The 21,529-nt window shown below is 62.6% G+C and carries 16 protein-coding genes; 5 read left to right on the plus strand and 11 right to left on the minus strand.

The features are described from left to right. Positions 1–202 precede the first annotated feature (202 nt). Positions 203–2,674 carry a DNA topoisomerase (ATP-hydrolyzing) subunit B gene (gyrB, locus tag EN807_RS01935; RefSeq protein ID WP_135933674.1) on the plus strand — a complete coding sequence of 824 codons (2,472 nt, stop codon included), beginning with the start codon at positions 203–205 and terminating at the stop codon, positions 2,672–2,674. A gap of 249 nt (positions 2,675–2,923) precedes the next feature. Next, on the plus strand, positions 2,924–3,841 hold the full coding sequence (locus EN807_RS01940) for a hypothetical protein (RefSeq protein ID WP_135933675.1): 918 nt from the start codon (positions 2,924–2,926) through the stop codon (positions 3,839–3,841). A 105-nt stretch (positions 3,842–3,946) separates the two neighbouring features. Here the strand turns inward: EN807_RS01940 and EN807_RS01945 are convergent, their stop codons facing one another. The 11 genes from EN807_RS01945 to EN807_RS01995 form a co-directional block, all read right to left on the minus strand. After that, positions 3,947–5,455, minus strand: coding sequence for a hypothetical protein (locus EN807_RS01945; RefSeq protein ID WP_135933676.1), 1,509 nt, complete (start codon positions 5,453–5,455; stop codon positions 3,947–3,949). Between the two features lie 165 nt (positions 5,456–5,620). Next, positions 5,621–7,018, minus strand: a complete 1,398-nt coding sequence (locus tag EN807_RS01950; RefSeq protein WP_135933677.1) for an NAD(P)(+) transhydrogenase (Re/Si-specific) subunit beta — start codon at positions 7,016–7,018, stop codon at positions 5,621–5,623. A 6-nt stretch (positions 7,019–7,024) separates the two neighbouring features. Next, positions 7,025–7,450 (minus strand): NAD(P) transhydrogenase subunit alpha, encoded by a 426-nt coding sequence (locus tag EN807_RS01955; RefSeq protein WP_135933678.1) that lies wholly within the window; start codon positions 7,448–7,450, stop codon positions 7,025–7,027. After that, complete coding sequence (locus tag EN807_RS01960; protein WP_135933679.1) at positions 7,450–8,721, minus strand: Re/Si-specific NAD(P)(+) transhydrogenase subunit alpha; 1,272 nt, start codon at positions 8,719–8,721, stop codon at positions 7,450–7,452. The genes EN807_RS01955 and EN807_RS01960 overlap by 1 nt, the downstream gene beginning before the upstream one ends. An 84-nt stretch (positions 8,722–8,805) precedes the next feature. Then, positions 8,806–9,030: an aa3-type cytochrome c oxidase subunit IV gene (locus EN807_RS01965; protein ID WP_127315826.1), complete on the minus strand. Its 225-nt coding sequence runs from the start codon at positions 9,028–9,030 to the stop codon at positions 8,806–8,808. 187 nt (positions 9,031–9,217) lie between these two features. Further along, positions 9,218–9,367, minus strand: a complete 150-nt coding sequence (locus EN807_RS01970) for a DUF3096 domain-containing protein (RefSeq protein ID WP_065006071.1) — start codon at positions 9,365–9,367, stop codon at positions 9,218–9,220. Between the two features lie 192 nt (positions 9,368–9,559). Continuing rightward, complete coding sequence (locus EN807_RS01975) at positions 9,560–10,243, minus strand: hypothetical protein (protein ID WP_246684000.1); 684 nt, start codon at positions 10,241–10,243, stop codon at positions 9,560–9,562. Between the two features lie 243 nt (positions 10,244–10,486). Then, positions 10,487–12,799: an EAL domain-containing protein gene (locus tag EN807_RS01980; RefSeq protein ID WP_135933681.1), complete on the minus strand. Its 2,313-nt coding sequence runs from the start codon at positions 12,797–12,799 to the stop codon at positions 10,487–10,489. 135 nt (positions 12,800–12,934) lie between these two features. After that, a complete protein-coding gene (locus tag EN807_RS01985) occupies positions 12,935–16,414 on the minus strand; it encodes an indolepyruvate ferredoxin oxidoreductase family protein (protein ID WP_135933682.1) in 3,480 nt (1,159 codons plus the stop codon). A gap of 221 nt (positions 16,415–16,635) precedes the next feature. Further along, positions 16,636–17,166: a hypothetical protein gene (locus EN807_RS01990; protein WP_189522321.1), complete on the minus strand. Its 531-nt coding sequence runs from the start codon at positions 17,164–17,166 to the stop codon at positions 16,636–16,638. After that, positions 17,159–17,767, minus strand: coding sequence for a CGNR zinc finger domain-containing protein (locus EN807_RS01995; RefSeq protein ID WP_135933683.1), 609 nt, complete (start codon positions 17,765–17,767; stop codon positions 17,159–17,161). Before EN807_RS01995 ends, EN807_RS01990 begins: the two co-directional genes overlap by 8 nt. 150 nt (positions 17,768–17,917) lie before the next feature. On the opposite strand from EN807_RS01995, the gene EN807_RS02000 reads away from it, so the two are divergent. The 3 genes from EN807_RS02000 (at position 17,918) to EN807_RS02010 (ending at position 21,511) form a co-directional block, all read left to right on the plus strand. Continuing rightward, entirely contained in the window at positions 17,918–18,823 is a 906-nt protein-coding gene (locus EN807_RS02000) for a branched-chain amino acid ABC transporter permease (protein ID WP_135933684.1), read from the plus strand. Between the two features lie 319 nt (positions 18,824–19,142). Next, positions 19,143–19,727 carry a TRAP transporter small permease subunit gene (locus EN807_RS02005; RefSeq protein WP_127315820.1) on the plus strand — a complete coding sequence of 195 codons (585 nt, stop codon included), beginning with the start codon at positions 19,143–19,145 and terminating at the stop codon, positions 19,725–19,727. Further along, the gene (locus tag EN807_RS02010; protein ID WP_189522322.1) at positions 19,724–21,511 is read left to right on the plus strand and encodes a TRAP transporter large permease subunit; all 1,788 of its coding nucleotides are present in this window, start codon (positions 19,724–19,726) and stop codon (positions 21,509–21,511) included. Before EN807_RS02005 ends, EN807_RS02010 begins: the two co-directional genes overlap by 4 nt. The last annotated feature ends 18 nt before the right edge of the window (positions 21,512–21,529 follow it).

Raw genomic sequence — 21,529 nt, forward strand, 5'->3', positions numbered from 1 at the left:
TTGTTGCCACCGCTCTGTTCCCAAGACCGGTCCACTTTTTGGGTCCGATGCCATGGCCGGCCGAGCATGCTCTTCTTCCATTCGGAAATGCTTGCAAACCTTGGAAAAACCGCCTTTTGCACCTATATCTAGGACATCAAAGACGCGCGATTCGGAGCCGATTTTTTGCGCTGGATGTGCGGCATCAATCAGACAGGTTTTCATGAGCGATCAGATCGACAACGCCAACGGCGCTGAGGCCGAGTACGGCGCCGATTCCATCAAGGTTTTGAAGGGGTTGGATGCCGTCCGCAAGCGGCCTGGCATGTATATCGGCGATACTGACGACGGGTCGGGCCTGCATCACATGGTCTACGAGGTCGTCGACAACGCCATCGATGAAGCGCTGGCTGGCCATGCCGACCTTGTCACGGTAACGCTCAACCCCGATGGTTCGGTGACGGTCATCGACAATGGCCGCGGCATTCCGACCGATATCCACACCGGCGAAGGCATTTCGGCGGCCGAAGTGATCATGACGCAGCTGCATGCCGGCGGCAAGTTCGACCAGAACTCCTATAAGGTGTCCGGCGGTCTGCACGGCGTCGGCGTCTCGGTAGTCAATGCGCTGTCGGGCTGGCTGAAGCTGAAGATCCGCCGCAACGGCCAGATCTACGAGATGAGTTTCACGCACGGCAATGCCGACGCGCCGCTGAGGGTCACCGGCACCTACGAACAGCGCAAGGTTTCCGGCACCTATGAGGGGCGCAGCGGCAGCGAGATCACCTTTTTCCCGTCAGCCGAGACGTTCACCATGGTCGAGTTCGACTTCGGCACGCTGGAGCACCGGCTGCGCGAACTCGCCTTCCTGAATTCCGGCGTGCGCATCGTTCTGACCGATGCCCGCCATGCCGACGTCGTGCGCCATGAGCTGCACTATGATGGCGGGCTGGAGGAGTTCGTCAAATATCTCGATCGCGTCAAGAAACCGTTGATCGACAAGCCGATTGCGATCAAAGCCGAGCGTGACGGCATCACCGTCGAGGTCGCCATGTGGTGGAACGACAGCTACCACGAGAACGTGCTGGCCTTCACCAACAACATTCCGCAGCGCGACGGCGGCACGCATCTTGCCGGCTTTCGCGGCGCGCTGACGCGCCAGATAACCGGCTACGGCGAATCCTCGGGCCTCACCAAGAAGGAGAAGGTGGCGCTGATCGGCGACGATTGCCGCGAAGGGCTGACTGCCGTGCTGTCGGTCAAGGTTCCCGACCCGAAATTCTCCTCGCAGACCAAGGACAAGCTGGTCTCGTCCGAAGTCCGTCCGGTGGTGGAAGGCCTCGTCAACGAGGCGCTCGGCACCTGGCTCGAAGAGCACCCGACCGAGGGCAAGGTGGTCATCGAGAAGGTCATCCAGGCGGCAGCGGCGCGCGAAGCCGCGCGCAAGGCGCGCGACATCACCCGCAAGAGCTCGCTCGGTGTTACCTCGCTGCCTGGCAAGCTGGCCGACTGCCAGGAACGCGATCCGGCGAAGTCCGAAATCTTCATCGTCGAGGGCGACAGCGCCGGCGGCTCGGCCAAGGGCGGCCGTTCGCGTCAGAACCAGGCCATTCTTCCCCTGCGCGGCAAGATCCTCAATGTCGAGCGGGCTCGCTTCGACCGCATGCTAGGCTCCGACATGATCGGTACGCTGATCACCGCGCTCGGCACTTCGATCGGCAAGGACGAGTTCAACGCCGACAAATTGCGCTATCACAAGATCATCCTGATGACCGACGCCGACGTCGACGGCGCCCACATCCGCACCTTGCTGCTGACCTTCTTCTTTCGGCAGATGCCCGAGCTGATCGAGCGGGGCCATCTCTATATCGCCCAGCCGCCGCTCTACAAGGTGACGCGCGGCAAGAGCTCGCAATACCTCAAGGACGAAAGCGCCTTCGAGGAATTTCTGATCGGCTCGGGGCTGGAGGAGGCGTCGCTTGCGCTCAGCACCGGCGAGGTGCGGGCCGGACAGGACCTGCGCAGCGCCATCGACGATGCGCTGGCGGTGCGCCAGCTCATCAACGGGCTGCATACGCGCTACAACAGAGGCGTGGTCGAGCAGGCGGCCATTGCCGGCGCGCTCAACCCGGACGTTTTCGCCGATCTCGGCCGGGCCAACGCCATGGCCGATCGCGTCGCCCGGCGTCTCGACATCATCGCCGAGGACACTGAACGCGGCTGGACAGGCCGCATGTCGACCTCAAACGAAGGGGTCGGCGGCTATGTGTTCGAGCGCACGGTGCGCAGCGTCAAGGAGTTCGCGCATCTCGATCTCGCGCTGATCAATTCGGCCGACGCCCGCCAGCTCGACCGCTATGCGCCTCGCCTGGCAGAAGTCTATGGCGAGCCGCCGGTGCTGCGCCGCAAGGATTTGTCCGAAACCATCTCGGGACCGCTGGCGCTGCTCAACGCCGTATTTGCCACCGGACGAAAGGGCCTGACCATGCAGCGCTACAAGGGCCTCGGCGAAATGAACGCCGAGCAGCTCTGGGAGACCACGCTCGATCCGAATGTGCGCTCGCTTTTGCAGGTCAAGGTCAATGACGCGACGGACGCCGACTCCCTGTTTTCGAGGCTGATGGGCGACGAGGTCGAGCCCAGGCGCGAATTCATCCAGGAAAACGCGCTGTCCGTCGCCAATCTGGATATTTAAACCCCAGGCCGGACGCTCAATTTCAAGCGCTTGAGACATCATTGGTAGACCTAGGCCTGCCAATGATGTCTGCTGCATCGCACAAAGGTTCACTGAGGGCCGGCCGGAACGGAAAGCCTTCCAAGGCATTGTGATTGATCACAATCGCCGCAGGAGGCACTCATGGGACGTGGCATTTTGCTCTGGCTTCTCGGAGTCCCGATTCCGATCATTATTCTCATCATGCTTTTCGCACGGTAGGGGGCTGACATGCAGTCAACCCTAACGGCTGTCGACGTTTCCGCACCGACGGAATCCTCTTCCACCGCTGTCAGCTGGGGGCCGATCGTGGCCGGCGCCCTTGCTGCCTCGGGGCTAACACTGATCCTGATGTTGCTCGGCTCCGGGCTCGGGCTGACCATGGTTTCGCCGTGGTCCGGCTTGAGCACATCGGTCACAACTTTCGCGGCCTCCACCGCCGCGTGGCTGATCATCGTGCAGTGGCTGTCGTCGGCTGCCGGCGGTTATCTTGCCGGGCGCCTGCGCACCAAATGGGTCGGCGTCCACACCGATGAAGTCTTTTTCCGCGATACCGCCCACGGCTTCCTCGCCTGGGCGCTTGCAACGTTGCTCGTCGCCGGCGTGCTCGGCTCGGCGCTTTCCGCAGCTGTCGGAACCGGCGTCCAGGCCGCTTCGACAGTCGCGTCGGGCGCGGCAATGGGCGCTTCGGCAGGTGCCACTGCAAACGCCGGAGGCGCCGCGACCGACAACGCAACGTCGTACTTCGTCGATGCATTGTTCCGCCCGGCCGATGCGGCCAGGCTTGCTGCCGCCAACCCGGAGAGCGATGCGGCGGCGACGGCGCAGGCTTCGCGCATTTTGATCGCGAGCGCAGCAGCAGGAGAAGTGTCTGCCGACGACAAGACCTATCTGTCGCAGCTGGTGGCTGCCCGAGCCGGGCTGTCGGAACCGGACGCCAGGGCTCGTGTCGATGCCGTGCTTGCCAGGGTCGAAGAGGCGAAGGTTCAGGCTCAGCAGGCTGCCGATACCGCCAGGAAAGCCGGTGCCACCTTCGCGCTGCTTGGCGCACTGTCGCTGGTTGTCGGCGCTTTCATCGCAAGCGCCGCGGCAGCCCTTGGCGGCAGGCAGCGCGACGACGAGGAGGCGATCTTTCTGACCAACCGTTGATCGGTGCTTGACGGTTTCTTCTTTGCAGGGACACTGCCCCTGCATAGACATGCTGTTTCGATGGGGTGATTGCCAGCGCCGGTTCACCGGAACGAGCGCCGACTCTTACTTTCCGGCAAAAACCGTGGACACCGCTTGGCTTGGCTCCAGTTTGCGGCCGAGATCGACCGCGTCGCGCAGCACGTCGATGTGTGAGCGCGGCGGCGCGCCGGCGGCTGCCGCGACCTCGACGCCGGTCGCCTTCAGCGACCAGTAGAGCCTGTGGGTGAAGATGCGGCCAAGCGAACTGCGCAGCTCGACCTGAATGTTCTCCACGCCGGGACCGAAATTTTCCGCCATCGGTCCGGAGATCGGGTCGCCGGTCAGCCAGCCATTGCCCCTGTCGAAAATGTTGGTCCAGCGCGTCGCGGCAAACACAGCGCCATGATGCACCGCCCGCTGCGGCTTGCCCGAACGGCTGCGCCCTTCCTGATAGAGGACGGTTCCACCGGCCGCCGTATCGGCGATTGGCGGACACGCCGAGAACAGCCGCTCAGCGACGCCGCGCCTGAATTCGGCGAGATTGTAGGTCACCAGAAATTCGCTGTGGGTCAGCGGGCTGCCGAGCGTGACGAAATCGCTGATCTTCCACGGCAATGGATGATCGTCGTCCCTGGCGCGGAGCTGGCGATAGAGTTCCCATTGATCTCGCCGGAATCCGGAGAGGTCATCCAAGCTGTCGGGCCACGCAGAGCCATCGGCGTTGAGCGTAGCCTTGTCGACGGCGCGGATCGCTTTCAGCCTCGCCTTGTCGCGGACCGCTTCCAGCTTTCGCGGCCTGAAATCGGCCCACAATATCTGCAGCAGATCATAGGCGATGATTGATCCCAGGCTGTGTGAGACCAGCACGATTCGGTCGTAGCCATCGTCCATCATGAGACGCCTCAGCAGCGTCAGGCCGCGGTCGCGGACAAGCGCGCGCTTCTCGACCGTGGCCGCTTCAGCACGGACATAGGCGGCCACATCACCGAAATAAGGAAGACCGAACCGGTCCACCGACCAGACGACGAACGAGGCCAGGATCGTGACGAGCATCCCCGTGGTCCAGGAAATATACCCTTGCAAGGCCGAGGTCGCGAGCACGAGGGCCGCGCCCAAGACTGTTATGACGGCCAGAAGCGTAACGACATAGAGCCCGCGGGCGTCGCGCGGAATGTCGGCGGGCTTGCGCCAGAGCAAATTTGTCACCCAGGCCGCAAGCCGGCCCCGCGTCGTGCCTTGCGTGATGTCGGCCCAGTAAAGCTCGTAGAAATCAGTACGGCGGCCATCGACATCGTAAGGGGTGGTGATCCGGCGAAGCTCGTGCGAGTTCGTGCGGCTGTCAGGCGTGATCCAGCTCTGGTTGATCTTCGAGCCGGCGGGACCGCCCGAATCGGCGACACGGGCGTAAAACGGCACGCGAGCAGGGTCGTGACTCCAAACAGCCTGAACAAATTCCCTCAGCGTGCCCATGGGTCGCTGTTCGCCCATGCCATGCACGATCACCACGGCCTGGCTGAGCTTGCGCGGCGCCTTTCCGGAGGCCGGCGGACTGGTCCTGGCCGACGACGCAACAGGATGAGGGTCGGACACCATTGCCTCCGTTGGTGACAAAGCCCGGAACAGAATTTGCCCATCGTAGCGCTGAAACCGGCATGGGAGCAAAGACGCTGCAGGCCGGATGTTCAAGTCAAGAAAAACCCGGCGCGGAGCCGGGCTTTCTTCCGAGCAATTAGCGGTGCACTGGACCGCGAATCTGGATCAGTGATCCATGGCCTTGACGATTTCCTCGGTCATCTTCTTGGCGTCGCCGAGCAGCATCATGGTACCGTCCTTGTAGAACAGCGTGTTGTCGATGCCGGCATAGCCGGAGCCGAGCGAGCGCTTGACGAACAGGCAGGTGCGAGCCTTGTCGACGTCGAGGATCGGCATGCCGAATATGGGGGAGCTCTTGTCGTCCCGGGCGGACGGGTTGGTGACGTCGTTGGCGCCGATGACATAGGCGACGTCGGCCTGCGCGAATTCGGAGTTGATATCCTCGAGCTCAAACACTTCGTCATAGGGCACATTGGCTTCGGCCAGAAGCACGTTCATGTGGCCGGGCATGCGGCCGGCGACCGGATGAATGGCGTACTTCACGTCGACACCATTGGCCTTGAGCTTGTCGGCCATCTCGCGTAACGCATGCTGCGCCTGGGCGACCGCCATGCCGTAGCCCGGCACGATGATGACCTTCTGGGCGTTCATCATCAGATAGGCGGCGTCGTCAGCGGAACCCTGCTTGACCGTGCGCTCGATGCCGTCGTCGGCAGCGGCGGAAGTCTCGCCGCCGAAGCCGCCGAGGATGACCGAGATGAATGACCGGTTCATGCCTTTGCACATGATGTAGGAGAGGATCGCGCCGGACGAGCCGACCAGCGCGCCGGTGATGATCAGTGCCAGATTGCCGAGCGTGAAGCCGAGGGCTGCAGCTGCCCAGCCCGAATAGGAATTCAGCATCGAGACTACTACCGGCATGTCGGCGCCGCCGATCGGGATGATGAGAAGGACGCCAAGAACGAGTGATGCCGCCACGATCAGCCAGAACACCAGCTTGGACTCGGTGGTGACCAGCAGCACGATCAGCACGATCAGCCCGATGCCGAGGGCGGCGTTGATGAAATGGCGGCCGCCGATCATGATCGGCTTGCCCGACATGCGGCCGTCGAGCTTGAGGAAGGCGATGACCGAGCCGGTGAAGGTGATGGCGCCGATGGCGACGCCGAGGCTCATCTCGATCAGCGCCTGGGCGTGGATGTCGGCGACGGCGCCGATGCCGAAGCTTTCCGGCGCATAGACGGCGGCAGCCGCCACCATGACGGCGGCAAGGCCAACCAGCGAGTGGAAGGCGGCGACCAGCTGCGGCATCGAGGTCATGGCGATGCGCCGTGCGGTGATCGCGCCGACCGAGCCGCCGATCAAAAGGCCGAGCACGATAAGGCCGAAGCCCCCCGCCGAAGGGGTCGCCAGCGCCAGCGTGGTGGCAATGGCGATGCCCATGCCGATCATGCCATACATGTTGCCCTGACGGCTCGTGGTCGGGTGCGACAGGCCGCGCAATGCCAGGATGAACAGGATGCCGGAGACCAGATAGAGGAAGGAGGCGAAGTTGGCGTTCATGGCGCTCTACTTGTCCTTCTTCTTGTACATGGCCAGCATCCGCTGGGTGACGAGGAAACCGCCGAAGATGTTGACCGAGACCAGCATCAGCGCGACGAAACCGAAGCCGGTGGCGATGCCGGACGCCGAGATGCCGACGGCAAGCAGCGCGCCGACGACGATGACCGAGGAAATGGCGTTGGTGACCGCCATCAGCGGGGTATGCAGCGCCGGGGTCACCGACCAGACGACGTAATAGCCGACGAAGATCGCCAGCACGAAAATGGCGAAGCGGAAGACGAACGGATCGATCGCCCCGCCGGACAGCGCGTGCGCGGCGTCGCCCGCCGCATCGGTGCCGCCTGGAGCTGTGGCCAGATCCTGCACAGCGAGACGGACGGCGGCGGTCGCCTGATCGAGCTGGTCAAGGGCATTCTGCAAGGTCTGGTCCATCACGCGATCCCTTTCGGCTTGTTAGCGAGCGACTTGGGTGCGGCAAGTTTCCTGGACGCGGCAGCTTTCTTTGGCGCGGCCGGTTTTTCTGCAGCAGCGGGCTTCGCAGGCTCGGCCGAGGCGATCATCACCGCCGGCTTGCCGATGAAAGCCGGATGCACGACCTTGCCGCCATCGGTCAGCATCGTCGCCTTGACCAGATCGTCGTCGCGGTTGATGGCGAGCGTCTTGGTGGTCTTGTCGACCAGGGTTTCGACGAAGGCGAACAGATTGCGGGCATAGAGCAGCGAGGCGGAGGCCGCGACGCGGCCCGGCACGTTGAGATGACCGACGATTTTCACCCCGTTGGCCGTGGTCACCACCTGCCCGGGCACGGCGCCTTCGACATTGCCGCCACGCTCGACGGCGAGGTCGACGATCACAGAGCCCGGCTTCATCGAGGCGACCATCGCCGCCGAAACGAGCTTCGGCGCCTGACGACCGGGAATCAGCGCCGTGGTTATGACGATGTCCTGCTTGGCGATGTGCTCGGCGGTCAGTGCCGCTTGCTTGGCCTGATATTCCTTAGACATTTCCTTGGCGTAGCCGCCAGCCGTCTCTGCCGCCCTGAATTCCTCGTCCTCGACCGCGAGGAATTTTGCGCCCAGCGAGGCGACCTGTTCCTTGGCTGCGGGGCGCACGTCAGTGGCGGTGACGACGGCGCCAAGCCGCCTCGCAGTTGCAATGGCCTGCAGGCCGGCGACGCCGACGCCCATGATGAAGGCTTTCGCCGCCGGCACCGTGCCGGCCGCCGTCATCATCATCGGCAGCGCCCGGTCATATTCGGCAGCCGCGTCGATCACCGCCTGATAGCCGGCGAGGTTCGCCTGGCTGGACAGGACGTCCATCGATTGGGCGCGCGTGATGCGCGGCATGAACTCCATCGAGAAGGCGGTGGCGCCGGCCCTTGCCAGAGCATCGACGGCAGCATCGTTGCCATGGGGATCCATGATGGCGATGACGGCAGTGCCCGAGCGATAGGCCTTCAGCTCCGCCTCACTAGGCCGGCGCACCTTCAGCACCACATCGGCCTTGGCGACATCGGCGGCCTTACCGATCACAGCGCCGGCCTTACCGAACTCGTCGTCAGGAATGCGCGATGCCGTGCCGGCGCCGCTTTCGACGATCACGTCGAACCCTAGCCCCGCCAGCCGCTTCACCGTATCGGGCGAGGCAGCAACGCGCGGCTCGTTCGCATCGAGCTCACGAGGGATGAAAACCGTCTGTCCCACCGCATGATCCTTTCGGCTGGAACCTGTCTGCGCAGGACGCCGGCCGGACTTCCGGCGATGTCACGGGCAAGGGTTTTGAAGAATTTACCGGAGAATGAAAGCGCCGACGGCGAGGATCAGAACGAACAGGACAAATGCCGAGAAGAAGCCGCCCGCAAAGAAGCCGAAAGCCATTGCCAGAAGCACGGCGGCGCAAAACAGCGACCCGTATTTGGCGAGCATGACAAAGCCGGCATAGGTGCGGTCGTGCTCGGCATAGTCCATCTTCGCGCCTAGTTCGACAGGACCGGTCGGCGAGTGATCAGCCATAGGAATACCCCTTCGAAGACATCTTTCAGGCACATAGCGAAAAGCCAGGCCGAGGGCAATGGCGCTATTGCCGCATCGCTGGAGACACAGCCTCAAAGGAAAGTTGAAGCTGCCCGATGCAGAGAGGATGTTCCTGAGGTGACCGTGGCTGCCGCCTTGCGCTTCCTTGCGGCTGAGGCTTGTCACATCAACCGGCAAGCTGCGGAAACAGGCCGAGCAGGCCGACGACGATCAGATAGAGGGCGACGATGTAGTTGAGGAGTCGCGGCATCACCAGGATCAGCACGCCGGCAATCAGCGAGATCAGCGGAGTGAGTGCGAGCGTGGATATGGTCATCTCGTTTCCTTTCGATAGGATTGCCGCCAACGCTATGCGGGTCGACGTCGTTCATGCGCCACCGGCGCGCTTGCCGGAACGCCGAAGCGGCCGGAAAGCTCCATCGCCTGGCTGCAAAGTTGCCGAATGTCTTGCCTTGTTTAGGCGCATGTTGTTGTCGCAAAACCGCTGCGCGCTTTTGGGCGACATACATCATGCGGCTTCGCGAAAATATTTGGCTGTGGGCAGTATGGTCAGCGGCGCGAGTTCACCAACATTGGGCGTGTCGAACAGCATGCGCTGCTCCATCGGAGTCGAACGGAAGAACGGGAACCGGGAGAGGGACCGCTCGCGGATCGCATCGACGTCGGCACGGTAGAGCACGACCTTGTTGTAGACGCCGGGATAGGCGCGGGCCTCACTGATCTTCTCGGAATAGTAGATCCGCTTGTAGAAGCCGGCGTGGTCCTCGCGAATGGTCGACAGGCAGTAAGGCGCGTTGAAATGGAAACACGCCATGCCGGCGAGCCGCAATGTTAGGTAGGGAATTTGCGGATAGACGCGTGACCAGTCGGGGTCGGAGGCGAACCGGCTGGGACAGATGAAGCTCAATCCCTCGGCCAGCATCGGCATGACGATATCGCCGAAAGCCTTGGTGGAAGGCGACATCGGCGTCGCCAGCGTGACGTGATGGATGCGCAGCGTGCTGACGAGTTCCTGGTCGATGTAGACGCCGAAACGAAAGACATTCGGCGCGTCGTCGAGCTCGTCGTGAATGGTATGGTTCTCGTTGTCGGGCACCATATCGTTGGAGCGATACGACTTGTAGCGCAGGCGGTAAATGTCCTCGAGGTCTTCGCCCTTGTCGCAGCGACGGTATTCCGTCCGCTCGAGCATCGCCGAAACATTCCTGGCAAAGCTGGACATAGTGTCGGACGCATCACTCCCGTCCGCACCCGCCGCCTGGCGAGGCGAAATCAACTCAACAACCATAAAACTCAATCCCCGGAACTGCCGCCGCGATCAACACTACGGCAGGGTCGTAAGTTGTAAAGATGAAAACAAGATAGAGATCGTTTACCGGCTATTAAGGTTAATGAGTGTAAAAATTATACTAAAGTACGAGATTCTTCCATGAAATCAGGGATGCGTCGCCTTCCTGGCCGTCTTGATGTCCTTGGCGAAGGGCCAGACCGGGCTTGACATGGTCTCGATACCGGACGCGCTTAGCGCCGAGCCGAACAGGAATCCCTGAACCAGGTCCGGCTTGACCTGCAAGGCAAGGATCTTGAGCTGCTCGAAAGTCTCGACGCCCTCGACTGTCACCGAAAGCCCCAGTGGCCGTGACAGATTGACGATGCCCTTGAGCAGTTCGAGCGAACGGCTGTTCTGGGTAACGTCCATCAGGAACGAACGGTCGATCTTGATCTTGTCGAGCGGAAGTTTGTGGAGATAGCTCAGGCTCGAATAGCCGGTGCCGAAATCATCGAGCGCGATGCGCACGCCAAGCCGCTTCAATTCCTCGATATACTGACGCGTCAGCGACTTGTCGTCGAGCAGTGCCGTCTCGGTGACCTCGATCTCCAGTCGGCCGGCGGCGAGACCGGAACTGGCAAGCGCATGGCGAACCTTCTCGATAACGTCGCGGCTGCGGAAGTCCTTGGCCGAGAGATTGACCGAGACACTGGTTTGTGCGGGCCATTTGGCGCATTCGGTGCACGCCGCATGCAGGACGAAGGTGCTGATCTCGGAAATGATGCCCATTTCTTCCGCCAGCGGAATGAAGATGCTGGGCGAAATTGGTCCGAGATCGGGGTGGTCCCAACGGCACAGCGCCTCGCAGCTGGCTATACGCATCGTGCTCATCGCCACGATCGGCTGGTAGACCACCCGCAACCCCTTGCTTTCTACCGCGGTGCGCAGATCCGCCTTCATCAGCTGACGGTTGCGGAAAGCGGCCTCCATCGACGCCTCGAACAACCGCCAAGTATTCTTGCCGAGTTCCTTGGCCTTGTGGAGCGCGAGGTCCGCCTTGACGATCATGGCGTCGACATCGGTATCCCTGACCCTCGACAGCACCGCGCCACCGCTGGCCTGAATGCGCAGCCCATGGCCGGCGACGTCGACCTCGCCCTGCAGCTCAATGAAAATCTCGTCGATTTGGCTGGACAGATGGCTCTCGTCCTCGACGCGGTCGAAGAAGATCATGAACTCGTCGCCGCCGAAACGGCTGACGGTGACGCTTGGTCCGGCGACCGCCGCCAGCCGTTCAGCGACGGCGTAGATCAATCCGTCGCCGACCGGGTGGCCAAGCGTGTCGTTGACGCTCTTGAAGTCGTCGAGGTCGAGCACAGCGAGCCCGCAGAGACGCTCGAGGTCACCGGATGCCATGGCCTCTCCGATCAGCTCGTGGAAATATGCGCGGTTGGGCAGGCCGGTGAGGTTGTCATAGCGCGCCATGAAGCGGATCTTGTCTTCCGCCTCAACGCGGGCCGTCACATCCTCGAAGGTGATGACCCCCAGTTCCTGGCTGCCTTCACGCGCCGAGAACTCATAGTGCTGACCGTTCCCGAGCGAGACGAGAACCTTGCGGTCGCGGCCCTCGCGCAGGGCGCGCGTAAGCTGGGCTTCGATGTAGCGGCAGTCCTTCGGCGCCAGCATGCCGCCGGCAACGCCGCGCATCAGCAGACCGTGAATCGATCGCCCGAGCAGTGCGTCGGGCGATTTGAGCGACATCAGATGCGCGGCTTCGGCGTTGGCCACCGCCACCCGGCCGTCGGGGCCGAGCATGACAAGGCCATGAGACATGGTGTTCAGCGCCCGATTGAAGCGCTGGGCAAGGCTGTTCGCCTTCTTCTCCTCCGACACCGCCGCAAAAAGCACATCGCGCACCGTATTGGCGAATTTGCGGATCGCGAACAGGAACGGCGCTGACAGCAGGCCAAGGAGGACATGATAGATATCGCCGCGCAGCAGGAAGCCCAGCGAGATGGGCCAGGTCAATGCAAGGGTCAGGATGGTCACCATGCGCGGCGAGCCGTAGTTGCGGCCGGCAATCGAGGTCGCGGTCGCCAGCGTCAGGCAAACGGAGGCGATCTCGGCGAAATCGTCGCGCGCAAAGTAGATGCCGAGCAGGCAAAAAGCCCCGAGCGTAAGCCCATGCAGGGAGCCGTAGAGTATATAATCGTTTTCGCGCTTGTGCGCTTCCTCCCAGGTCGTCGGTGGTGGCAAATTGTTGTATTTTCGGAAGTTCCTCATGCGGAATATGCCGACGAGGATCATCGCGATTGCAACAAGCAGGTAGCGCGGATCGCCGTTCTTCCACCAGACAAGTCCGATCAGGAAGGTTTGCGCGAGAATGCCGATCGAAAGCGTCACCCCGTCGCGAAACAGAGTTTCCACGAACGGGATATAGACGTCGACCGGAATCTCGTTTTTTCTTTTCAGATTCACGCCTGAATCCCAACCCTGGGGAGCCAAGCTGTGTCACATTCGCCTTAAGAAAGATTTAGAGAGGCCGTTTCGGGCCACACAGTCAGGTCGGTTGACGCCGGGGAAGCTATTCTTCGGGTAAACAAGGCGTATCGATCACTCGGCGGCCTGGAGTTCTGGCCGAACCGGCGTCTTTGCCAGGCGATCGAGCAGCCTTAGGCGCTCGCCAGCGGCCTTTTCGGCACTGGCCTGCCTGACGTGACCATAGCCGCGAATGAGCGCCGGCACCGCGGCAAGCGCGGCCGCGGCCTCGAGCTTGCCCGGCGCCAGCGCGCCGGCGATAAGCTCCAGATCGGCTTCGTACTGCGCAAGAAGCTGCCGCTCCATACGCCTTTCGATACTGTAGCCGAACACGTCGAAGACCGTGCCGCGCAAGCCTTTCATCGCTGCCAGCAGGCGGAACCCCTTTATCATCCAGGGACCGAAACTCGACTTCCTCGGCTTGCCGTCCTTGCCGCGCCTGCCCTTCATCGGCGGCGCGAGATGGAATTCGAGCTTGTCGTAGCTCTGGAACTGTTTGCCCAGCTCGGCGGCGAAGGAGCCGTCGGTGTAGAGCCTCGCCACCTCGTATTCGTCCTTGATCGCCATCAGCTTGAACAGGTTCCTCGCAGCGGCCTCGGTCACATCAGTCGAACCGGGCATCGCCCTGGCTTCGGCCTTGCGCAACGCGGCCAGTCTGTCGACGTAGCGCGTGGCATAGGCAGCGTTCTGATAAGCGGTGAGGAAGGCGACGCGGCGGGCGATGATGTCGTCCAGCGTTTCGGCGGCAGCGGCAGTCTGTGCGGTCTTGCCCGGCTGGGCAACGAGGCCGCGCACGAAATCCGGCTGGTGGGCGGCGCGGCGGCCCCAGCGGAAGGCTGAGACGTTCATCGCCACGGCTTGGCCGTTGAGCTCGATCGCCTTTTCGACTGCCTCGGCCGACAGCGGCAAGCCGCCATGCTGGAAGGCGAAGCCAAGCATGAACATGTTGGCGCCGAGAGAACTGCCGAACAGCGCGGTGGCGGTGCGGGTGGCGTCGAAGAAATGCGCCTTATCGTCGCCGGCGGCAGTGCGGATCGCCTTTTTCAGCCGCTCGACAGGCAGTGAGAAATCTGCCGACCGGGTAAACTCGCCGGGCATGATCTCGGCGGTGTTGGCGAGGAAGATCGTGTGGCCCTCACGCACCGCGGCGAGCACCTTTTGAGCGCCCGACACGACGAGGTCGCAGCCAAGCACAAGGTCGGCCTTGCCGGCCGAAACGCGGATGGCATGGATATCGCCCGGGCTGCGCGCGATGCGGACATGGGTGAACACCGAGCCGCCCTTCTGGGCAAGGCCGGCCATGTCGATCATGGCGCAGCCCTTGCCTTCGAGATGAGCCGCCATGCCGAGCACCGCACCGATGGTGACGACGCCGGTGCCGCCGATGCCGTCGATGATCGCCGCCCAGTCCTGTTGGCCGAGCGGAAATTCAGCGGGCGCGGGCACGCCGTCGAGCGGATCGGTCGTGCCGGCCATACCCTCGGCCTTCCTGATCTTGGCACCATGCACGGTGACGAAGGACGGACAGAAGCCGGTGATGCAGGAGAAATCCTTGTTGCAGCTCGACTGGTCAATCCTGCGCTTGCGGCCGAATTCGGTCTCGACCGGCTGGATCGACACGCAATTCGACTGCACCCCACAGTCGCCGCAGCCTTCGCAGACCAGTTCGTTAATGAAGACGCGCTTGTCGGGATCTGGGAAGGTGCCACGCTTGCGGCGACGGCGTTTCTCGGCGGCGCAGGTCTGGTCGTAAATCAGCACGGAAACACCCCTGACCACGCGCAATTCGCGCTGGATGAGGTCGAGGTCGTCGCGGTGATGGATGGTGGCGCCGGCGGGGAATTCGATCTTGCCGGTATATTTGTCCGGCTCGTCGGTGACGATGGCGATCCGCTCGACGCCCTCGGCCCGCACCTGTCTGGCGATCATATCCACGGTCAGGCCACCCTCGTGCGGCTGGCCGCCGGTCATGGCGACGGCGTCGTTGTAGAGGATCTTGTAGGTGATGTTGGCGTCGGTCGACAGCGCGAAGCGGATCGCCAGCGCACCAGAGTGGTTGTAGGTGCCGTCGCCGAGATTCTGGAAGATGTGGTCGCGCTTCGAGAACGGCGCCTGGCCGATCCATTGCGCGCCCTCGCCGCCCATGGCGGTGAAACCAACGGTGTTGCGGTCCATCCACAGCGCCATGAAATGGCAACCGATGCCGGCGGCGGCGAGCGAGCCGTCGGGCACCTTGGTCGATGAATTATGTGGGCAGCCGGAGCAGAAGAAGGGCGTGCGAGAGGCGATGTCAGTGGTGTCGGCGAGCATCGCCTGGAACTGGCGAAGTTTCGCCACCCGCGCGGCGATCTCGTCCGACGGACCAATCGTTCGCAAGATTCTCTCGCCGAGCGCGATGGCGATGTCGTTTGGATCGAGCGCGCCCTTGGCCGGGAACAGTCCGTTGCCGCGCTCGTCCTTCTTGCCGACGATGACCGGCTGCATGGCGGTGCCGTAAAGGTTCTCGCGCAGCTGCACCTCGATCAGCGAGCGTTTCTCCTCGACGACGACGATGGTGTCGAGGCCGCGAGCGAAGTCGGCGATGTGCTGCAGGTCGAGCGGCCACGGGCAGCCGACCTTGAACAGCCTGATACCGATGCGGTTGGCGGCGGTCTCGTCGACGCCGATGTCTTCCAGCGCCTGGCGGACGTCGAGATAGCTCTTGCCGATGGTGACAATGCCAAGCTTCGGGTTGCTGCCACCGGAATAGACGATCCGGTTCAGCCCGTTGGCGTGGATGAAGGCCGAAGCGGCGGCGCGCTTATATTCATGCAGCCGCTCCTCCTGGCCGAGCATGTCGATCTCGTTGCGAATGTTGAGGCCGCCAGGCGGCATGTCGAAGTCCGGGATGACAACATCAAGCCGTTCGAGCGCTGCATCGACCGAAGCCGTCGATTCGATGTTGTCCTTGACGCATTTGATCGCCGCCCATGTGCCGGCAAAACGCGACATGGCAATGCCGTAGAGCCCATAGTCGATGATCTCCTGGACACCCGCCGGATTGAGGATCGGCACCATGGTGTCGACGAACAGGAATTCGGTGGCGTGCGCGTTGGTCGAGGATTCGGCCATGTGGTCGTCGCCCATCAGGGCAAGCACGCCGCCATATCTAGCCGAGCCGGCGAGGTTGGCATGGCGGAACACGTCGCCGGAGCGATCGACGCCCGGTCCCTTGCCGTACCAGACAGAAAAGACGCCGTCATGCGTGCCCTCACCCAGCAATTCGGCCTGCTGCGAACCCCAGCAGGCGGTGGCCGCGAGTTCCTCGTTGAGGCCGGGCTGGAAGACGATGTCCGACTGGGCGAGCTGTTTCCGGGCCTTCCAAAGCTGCATGTCGAGGCCGCCGAGCGGCGAGCCGCGATAGCCGGAGACGAAGCCGGCGGTGTTCAGGCCAGCCCGGCGGTCGCGCGCGCGCTGCATCAGCAGCATGCGGATGACCGCCTGCGCGCCGGAAAGGAAGATGCGCTCCTTCCCCAGGTCGAACTTGTCGTCGAGCGCGACATCATACAGCGTCATCAGGCATTTCCTGTGCGGCCACGGCTAGAGGTGCGCAGCCAACGTCGGAGTCGAGTGCCTACAGTCTTTCTTCCCTTGCCGGGGAGGTCAAACAAAATCGAAGATGCCAGAGGAGGCGCAACAAATGATCCCTGCGCGGCCGTGTGGCGCCACGAAACGCCTGTCGGGGAGGATGGCCGAGCACGAAAATTCCGGCGGCGGTCAGTGCCACTGGTGACGCATCATGCAGCCTTTGGGCAACTGGGCTTCGGTTCGCCGGGCAGCTTGCCGTCGACATGGCCGGCCAGGTCCTTGTTGAGCTCGTAGACTGGCCCGACCACGAGAGGCCGGTCGGGCAGGATCGACTGGTCGAGCGAGGACGTCAGTGTCGTCTCGAAACTCTGCAGCAATTTGCCGCTGGAATCCTCGATGCGGATCGACACCGCATAGGGCTTGTCCTTGACGACGCAGGTGAGCGGCGGGCTGGTCAGCGTCACATGCGGCAGCTTCGGCCATATTTTCTGGGTGACGATGATCGGATCACCACCGGCCGGGTTCTGGAAGGAGACCACGGCGACCTGTCCCTCACCCACCGGCCGCAGCGGATTGATGGTGATGACATAGGTGGCGATGCCCAGCCGGTAGTTGAACTCGAACAGCTTCCCGGAAATGGCGAACAGCTGGTCCTTGCCGGAGTCACGGCAGGCGCCGAGCGCGGCCACCGCGAACAACGCCGCAACGACAATCATCGCGCGCGAGTATCTTTTACACATTGGTGATCTCCCTCGCCGCGGTCCGGCGGCGATAGTATCGGTTTGCCTTCTGTCGGTTGCCGCACACCGCCATGTCGCACCAGAGGCGGCTGGAATTGCGGCTTTTGTCGACAAACAGCCAGCTGCAGTTCGGACATATCCTCAGCCTGGCGATTGTGTCGCCGTGCAGCAGCGACAGCGCCGAGACCGCAAGCGCCGCCTCGAAGGCAATCGGCGTCGCCGGATTGCCGAACGGTTTTCCGGGCCTCCCGATTTCGGTGCGGCTTTGGGCGAGTCCGTCGGCGCAGGCTGCAAGGAATTCAGGCATGTCTCCGGTGGCGATCGCACCTTTCGAAACCGCGCGACGAAACAGCCGATCGGTCGTCTCCCTGATCGACAGCACCACCGGCGCGATCTTTTCAGGCGCCGGCGCTACGAGCGGCCTGCCGCCGAGCTCGGCGGCGCGAAACCCGCTCGCCGCTTCGGCAAAGCGGGCGATCTCGGCCGGATCTTTGAGCCGGTCGAAGGTTTTCTCCGGATCGTTCCGCAAGACGACGGTGTTCGCCGTGTCGAGCGCAAGGATGCCACCGGTGAAGCGGTGCGGAATCCAGGATACTGCCATATGGCGAATCTAACCGATAAATCGCGTTTGACAAGTTAGATTCCGGGTGCAACGCTCGTCACGGAGGCAATCGCCATTGCCTTGTCTTGAGAATGTCGTTCGTCCCAAACCGCTGCGCCCCGATTGCGGGGCATGCATCGAGGACATTGCATGCTCTATTTCTTCCAGCAGGTTCTGAACGGGCTGCATTCGGGCGCGCTCTACGCATTGCTTGCCTTCGGCTACGTGCTGACCAACGGCATCCTGCACCGCACCAATCTTGCCTATGGGGCGCTGTTTGCCTTTTGCGGGCATACGATGATCCTCACCGCGGCGTTCGGCTATCAGGCGCTGTGGCTGACGCTGTTTGCATCCGTCGCGCTCGGCGTAGCTGCGGCGTTCCTTTATGCGGCGCTGCTCAGCCGTGTCTTGTCGCGAAGCATCTTCGAACCGTTGGCCGACCGCTCGCCCAACGCCATCGTGGTGACGACGCTCGGCATATTGCTGGCGCTGTCGGAAGCCAGCCGTATCGCCGCCGACACCCATGATCTGTGGCTGCCGCCAATGCTGGCCCAGCCCATCATTTTTGCACGGGGGGCCAATTTCAATGCCACGCTGACGCTCATCCAGTTGCTCGACTGCGCTGTCGTCGCGGCAACTATCGGGCTCGCCGCCTGGGCGTTTGCCCGATCAAGCTTCGGCCGGCGCTGGCGCGCCGTGTCCGACGATCCCAGGGCGGCAGCGATGTGCGGCGTCGATGTTCGCGCGGTGCTTCGGCGTGCGGTGCTTTTCGGCGGCCTTTGCGCGGCACTGGCCGGCGTGCTCGCCGCCTTCTACTACGGCAACATCAGCTTCGGCACAGGTTTGGTCTACGGGCTGAAAATCCTGTTTGTGACGGCGGTGGGCGGCTATCTCTCGCCGTTGCGGGCAGCACTTGGCGCTGCCGCTTTCGGCATGGCCGAATCGCTGTGGGCCGGCTATTTTCCGCTCGAATGGCGCGATGGCTGGATATATGTGTTCCTCGTCGCCATGCTGGTGCTGATCGGCGCCGGTCGCGACCAGAGCAAGATCGTCTGACTGCATCAGACCTGAGTAGACTTTGGCTGCATGACGTCTACAGTGCCGCGCGTCTCTCGGACGCGCAAAGGGCGCTGTAGCACTTTGGTTTTGCGCATGATCCCCAGCGAAAATCGATTCCGATTTTCGGGTCATGCGCTGGTCAGGCAGCTGTTTCGCCGCTTCCTCATCTCACAAGCCCCTTCCTCACTTCACAAGATTGTTTTACTCGATCTGCGCTGTGTTGACCCGCCGGGCCACGCACGGCATACCGTTGGGCCACAGCGAGGCGACGGAAAACAAGCAGGATCGGCGCGCCGCTGACATAAGGGAGGAATGCATGGCAGGGCTTCTCGCTCTATCCAGAACCATTGATCGCGTGAACGAATTCATCGGCAGATGGGTGTCGTGGCTGATCCTGCTGGCAATCCTGGTCAGCGCCGCCAATGCGGTCATCCGCAAGACGTTCGACATGTCATCGAACGCCTGGCTGGAACTACAGTGGTATTTGTTCGGCGCCGCCTTCATGCTGGCCGCTGCCTACACGCTGAAGCAGAACGACCATATCCGCATCGACGTCGTCTACGGCATGTTCTCGCGCCGCGTACAGCACTGGATCGACCTTCTCGGTCACCTCTTTTTCCTGATGCCATTCGTGACGCTGATGGTGATCTATTTCGTCCCCTATGTTTCGCTGTCGTTTCGCAGCGGCGAAATGTCGAACAATTCCGGCGGGCTGATCATCTGGCCGGCAAAGGCGATCCTGCTGGTAGGCTTTTTCCTGCTCGCGCTCCAAGGGATCTCCGAAATCATCAAGAAGATCGCCATCATGCGCGGCGACATGGACGATCCCACCCCGTTCATATCGGTACATGAGCAGGCCGAACTCGAAGCGAAAGCGCTCGCCGAAGAGGTGCGCTCGTGATCGAGTTCATCGCCCAGAATATGGCGCCGATCATGTTCGCCTCGCTGATCATCTTCCTGCTGATCGGCTATCCAGTCGCATTTTCGCTCGCCGCCAACGGCCTGCTGTTCTTCTTTATCGGCGTCCTCCTGTCGCCCTATTCGGGCGGCTCGATCAATCTCGCTTGGCCGCTGCTGCACGCACTGCCGGACAATTTCTACGGCAGCCGGGTGATGTCGAACGACACGCTGCTGGCCATCCCGTTCTTCACGTTCATGGGCATCGTGCTCGAACGATCGGGCATGGCCGAGGACCTTCTCGATACGATCGGCCAGCTGTTTGGACCGATCCGCGGCGGGCTCGCCTATGCCGTGATCTTCGTCGGCGCGCTGCTTGCCGCAACCACGGGTGTGGTGGCTGCTTCCGTCATCGCGATGGGCCTGATCTCGCTGCCGATCATGCTGCGCTACGGCTATGACCGCCGTGTGGCGTCCGGCGTGATTGCCGCATCGGGCACGCTCGCCCAGATCATTCCGCCCTCGCTGGTGCTGATCGTTCTGGCCGACCAGCTCGGCCGCTCGGTTGGCGACATGTATGCGGGCGCGCTGATCCCGGGGCTGATTCTGACCAGCCTTTACACGATGTACATCGTGATCATGTCGATTGCCCGGCCGAAGTCGATGCCAGCCCTGCCGCTGGAGGCCCGCACGCTCGGCCACGGTGTCCTGTCGCTGCTGGTCGCGGTGCTGGCGGCAGTCGTGGTTTCCTACGCGGCCTATCGCTATCTTGCGCCGTCGCAGGGCCAAAACGCCGACATTCTCGGCGCCACCATCGGCGTGGTCTTCATCTACGTCGTGGCGATCGCCGACCAGCGCCTGAAGATCAACATGATGTCGCGGCTGGCGCAGCAAGTGATCATCGTGCTGGTTCCGCCGCTGGCGCTGATCTTCCTGGTGTTAGGCACCATCTTTCTCGGCATCGCCACCCCGACCGAGGGCGGCGCCATGGGCGCCGTCGGCGCGCTGATCATGGCGGCGATGAAAGGGCGGCTGTCGCTGGACGTGATCAAGCAGGCGCTGGCGTCGACGACGCGGCTGTCGTCCTTCGTGCTGTTCATCCTGATCGGCGCGCGGGTGTTCTCGCTCACCTTCTACGGCGTCAACGGCCATATCTGGGTCGAACACCTTCTGACATCGCTGCCGGGCGGTGAAGTCGGCTTCCTGATCGGCGTCAACATCCTCGTCTTCTTGCTCGCCTTCTTCCTCGATTTCTTCGAGCTCGCCTTTATCATCGTCCCGCTTTTGGCGCCGGCCGCGGACAAGCTCGGCATCGACCTGATCTGGTTCGGCGTGCTGCTCGGCGTCAACATGCAGACCAGCTTCATGCACCCGCCCTTCGGCTTCGCGCTGTTCTACCTGCGCTCGGTCGCCGCCCGGGTGCCCTATTTGGATCGCCTCACCGGCAAGCAGACCGCACCGGTGACCACCGGCCAGATCTATTGGGGGGCGGTTCCCTTCGTTTGCATCCAGGTCATCATGATCGGGTTGACCATCGCCTTTCCGCAGATGGTGATGCATTACAAGGGCACGCCAGTCGATCCGGGCACGATCGATTACCAGGTACCGGAAATGCCTGGATTCGGCCTGTCGCCCCTCGCGACACCGCCGGCGGATGGCACGGCACCGGCCGCGCCTGCGGCGCCAGGCACGCAGGACCTGTCGCAGCCGCCGAATTTCGGTGAAACGCCGCCTGCCAAGCCAGCAGCGCCAGCACCCGATCTGTCCCAACCGCCGAGTTTCAATTGATGCCGGAGGCGCAACAGA

The sequence above is a fragment of the Mesorhizobium sp. M5C.F.Ca.ET.164.01.1.1 genome, from assembly GCF_004792125.1.
GTDB classification, from domain to species: Bacteria; Pseudomonadota; Alphaproteobacteria; order Rhizobiales; family Rhizobiaceae; genus Mesorhizobium; species Mesorhizobium wenxiniae.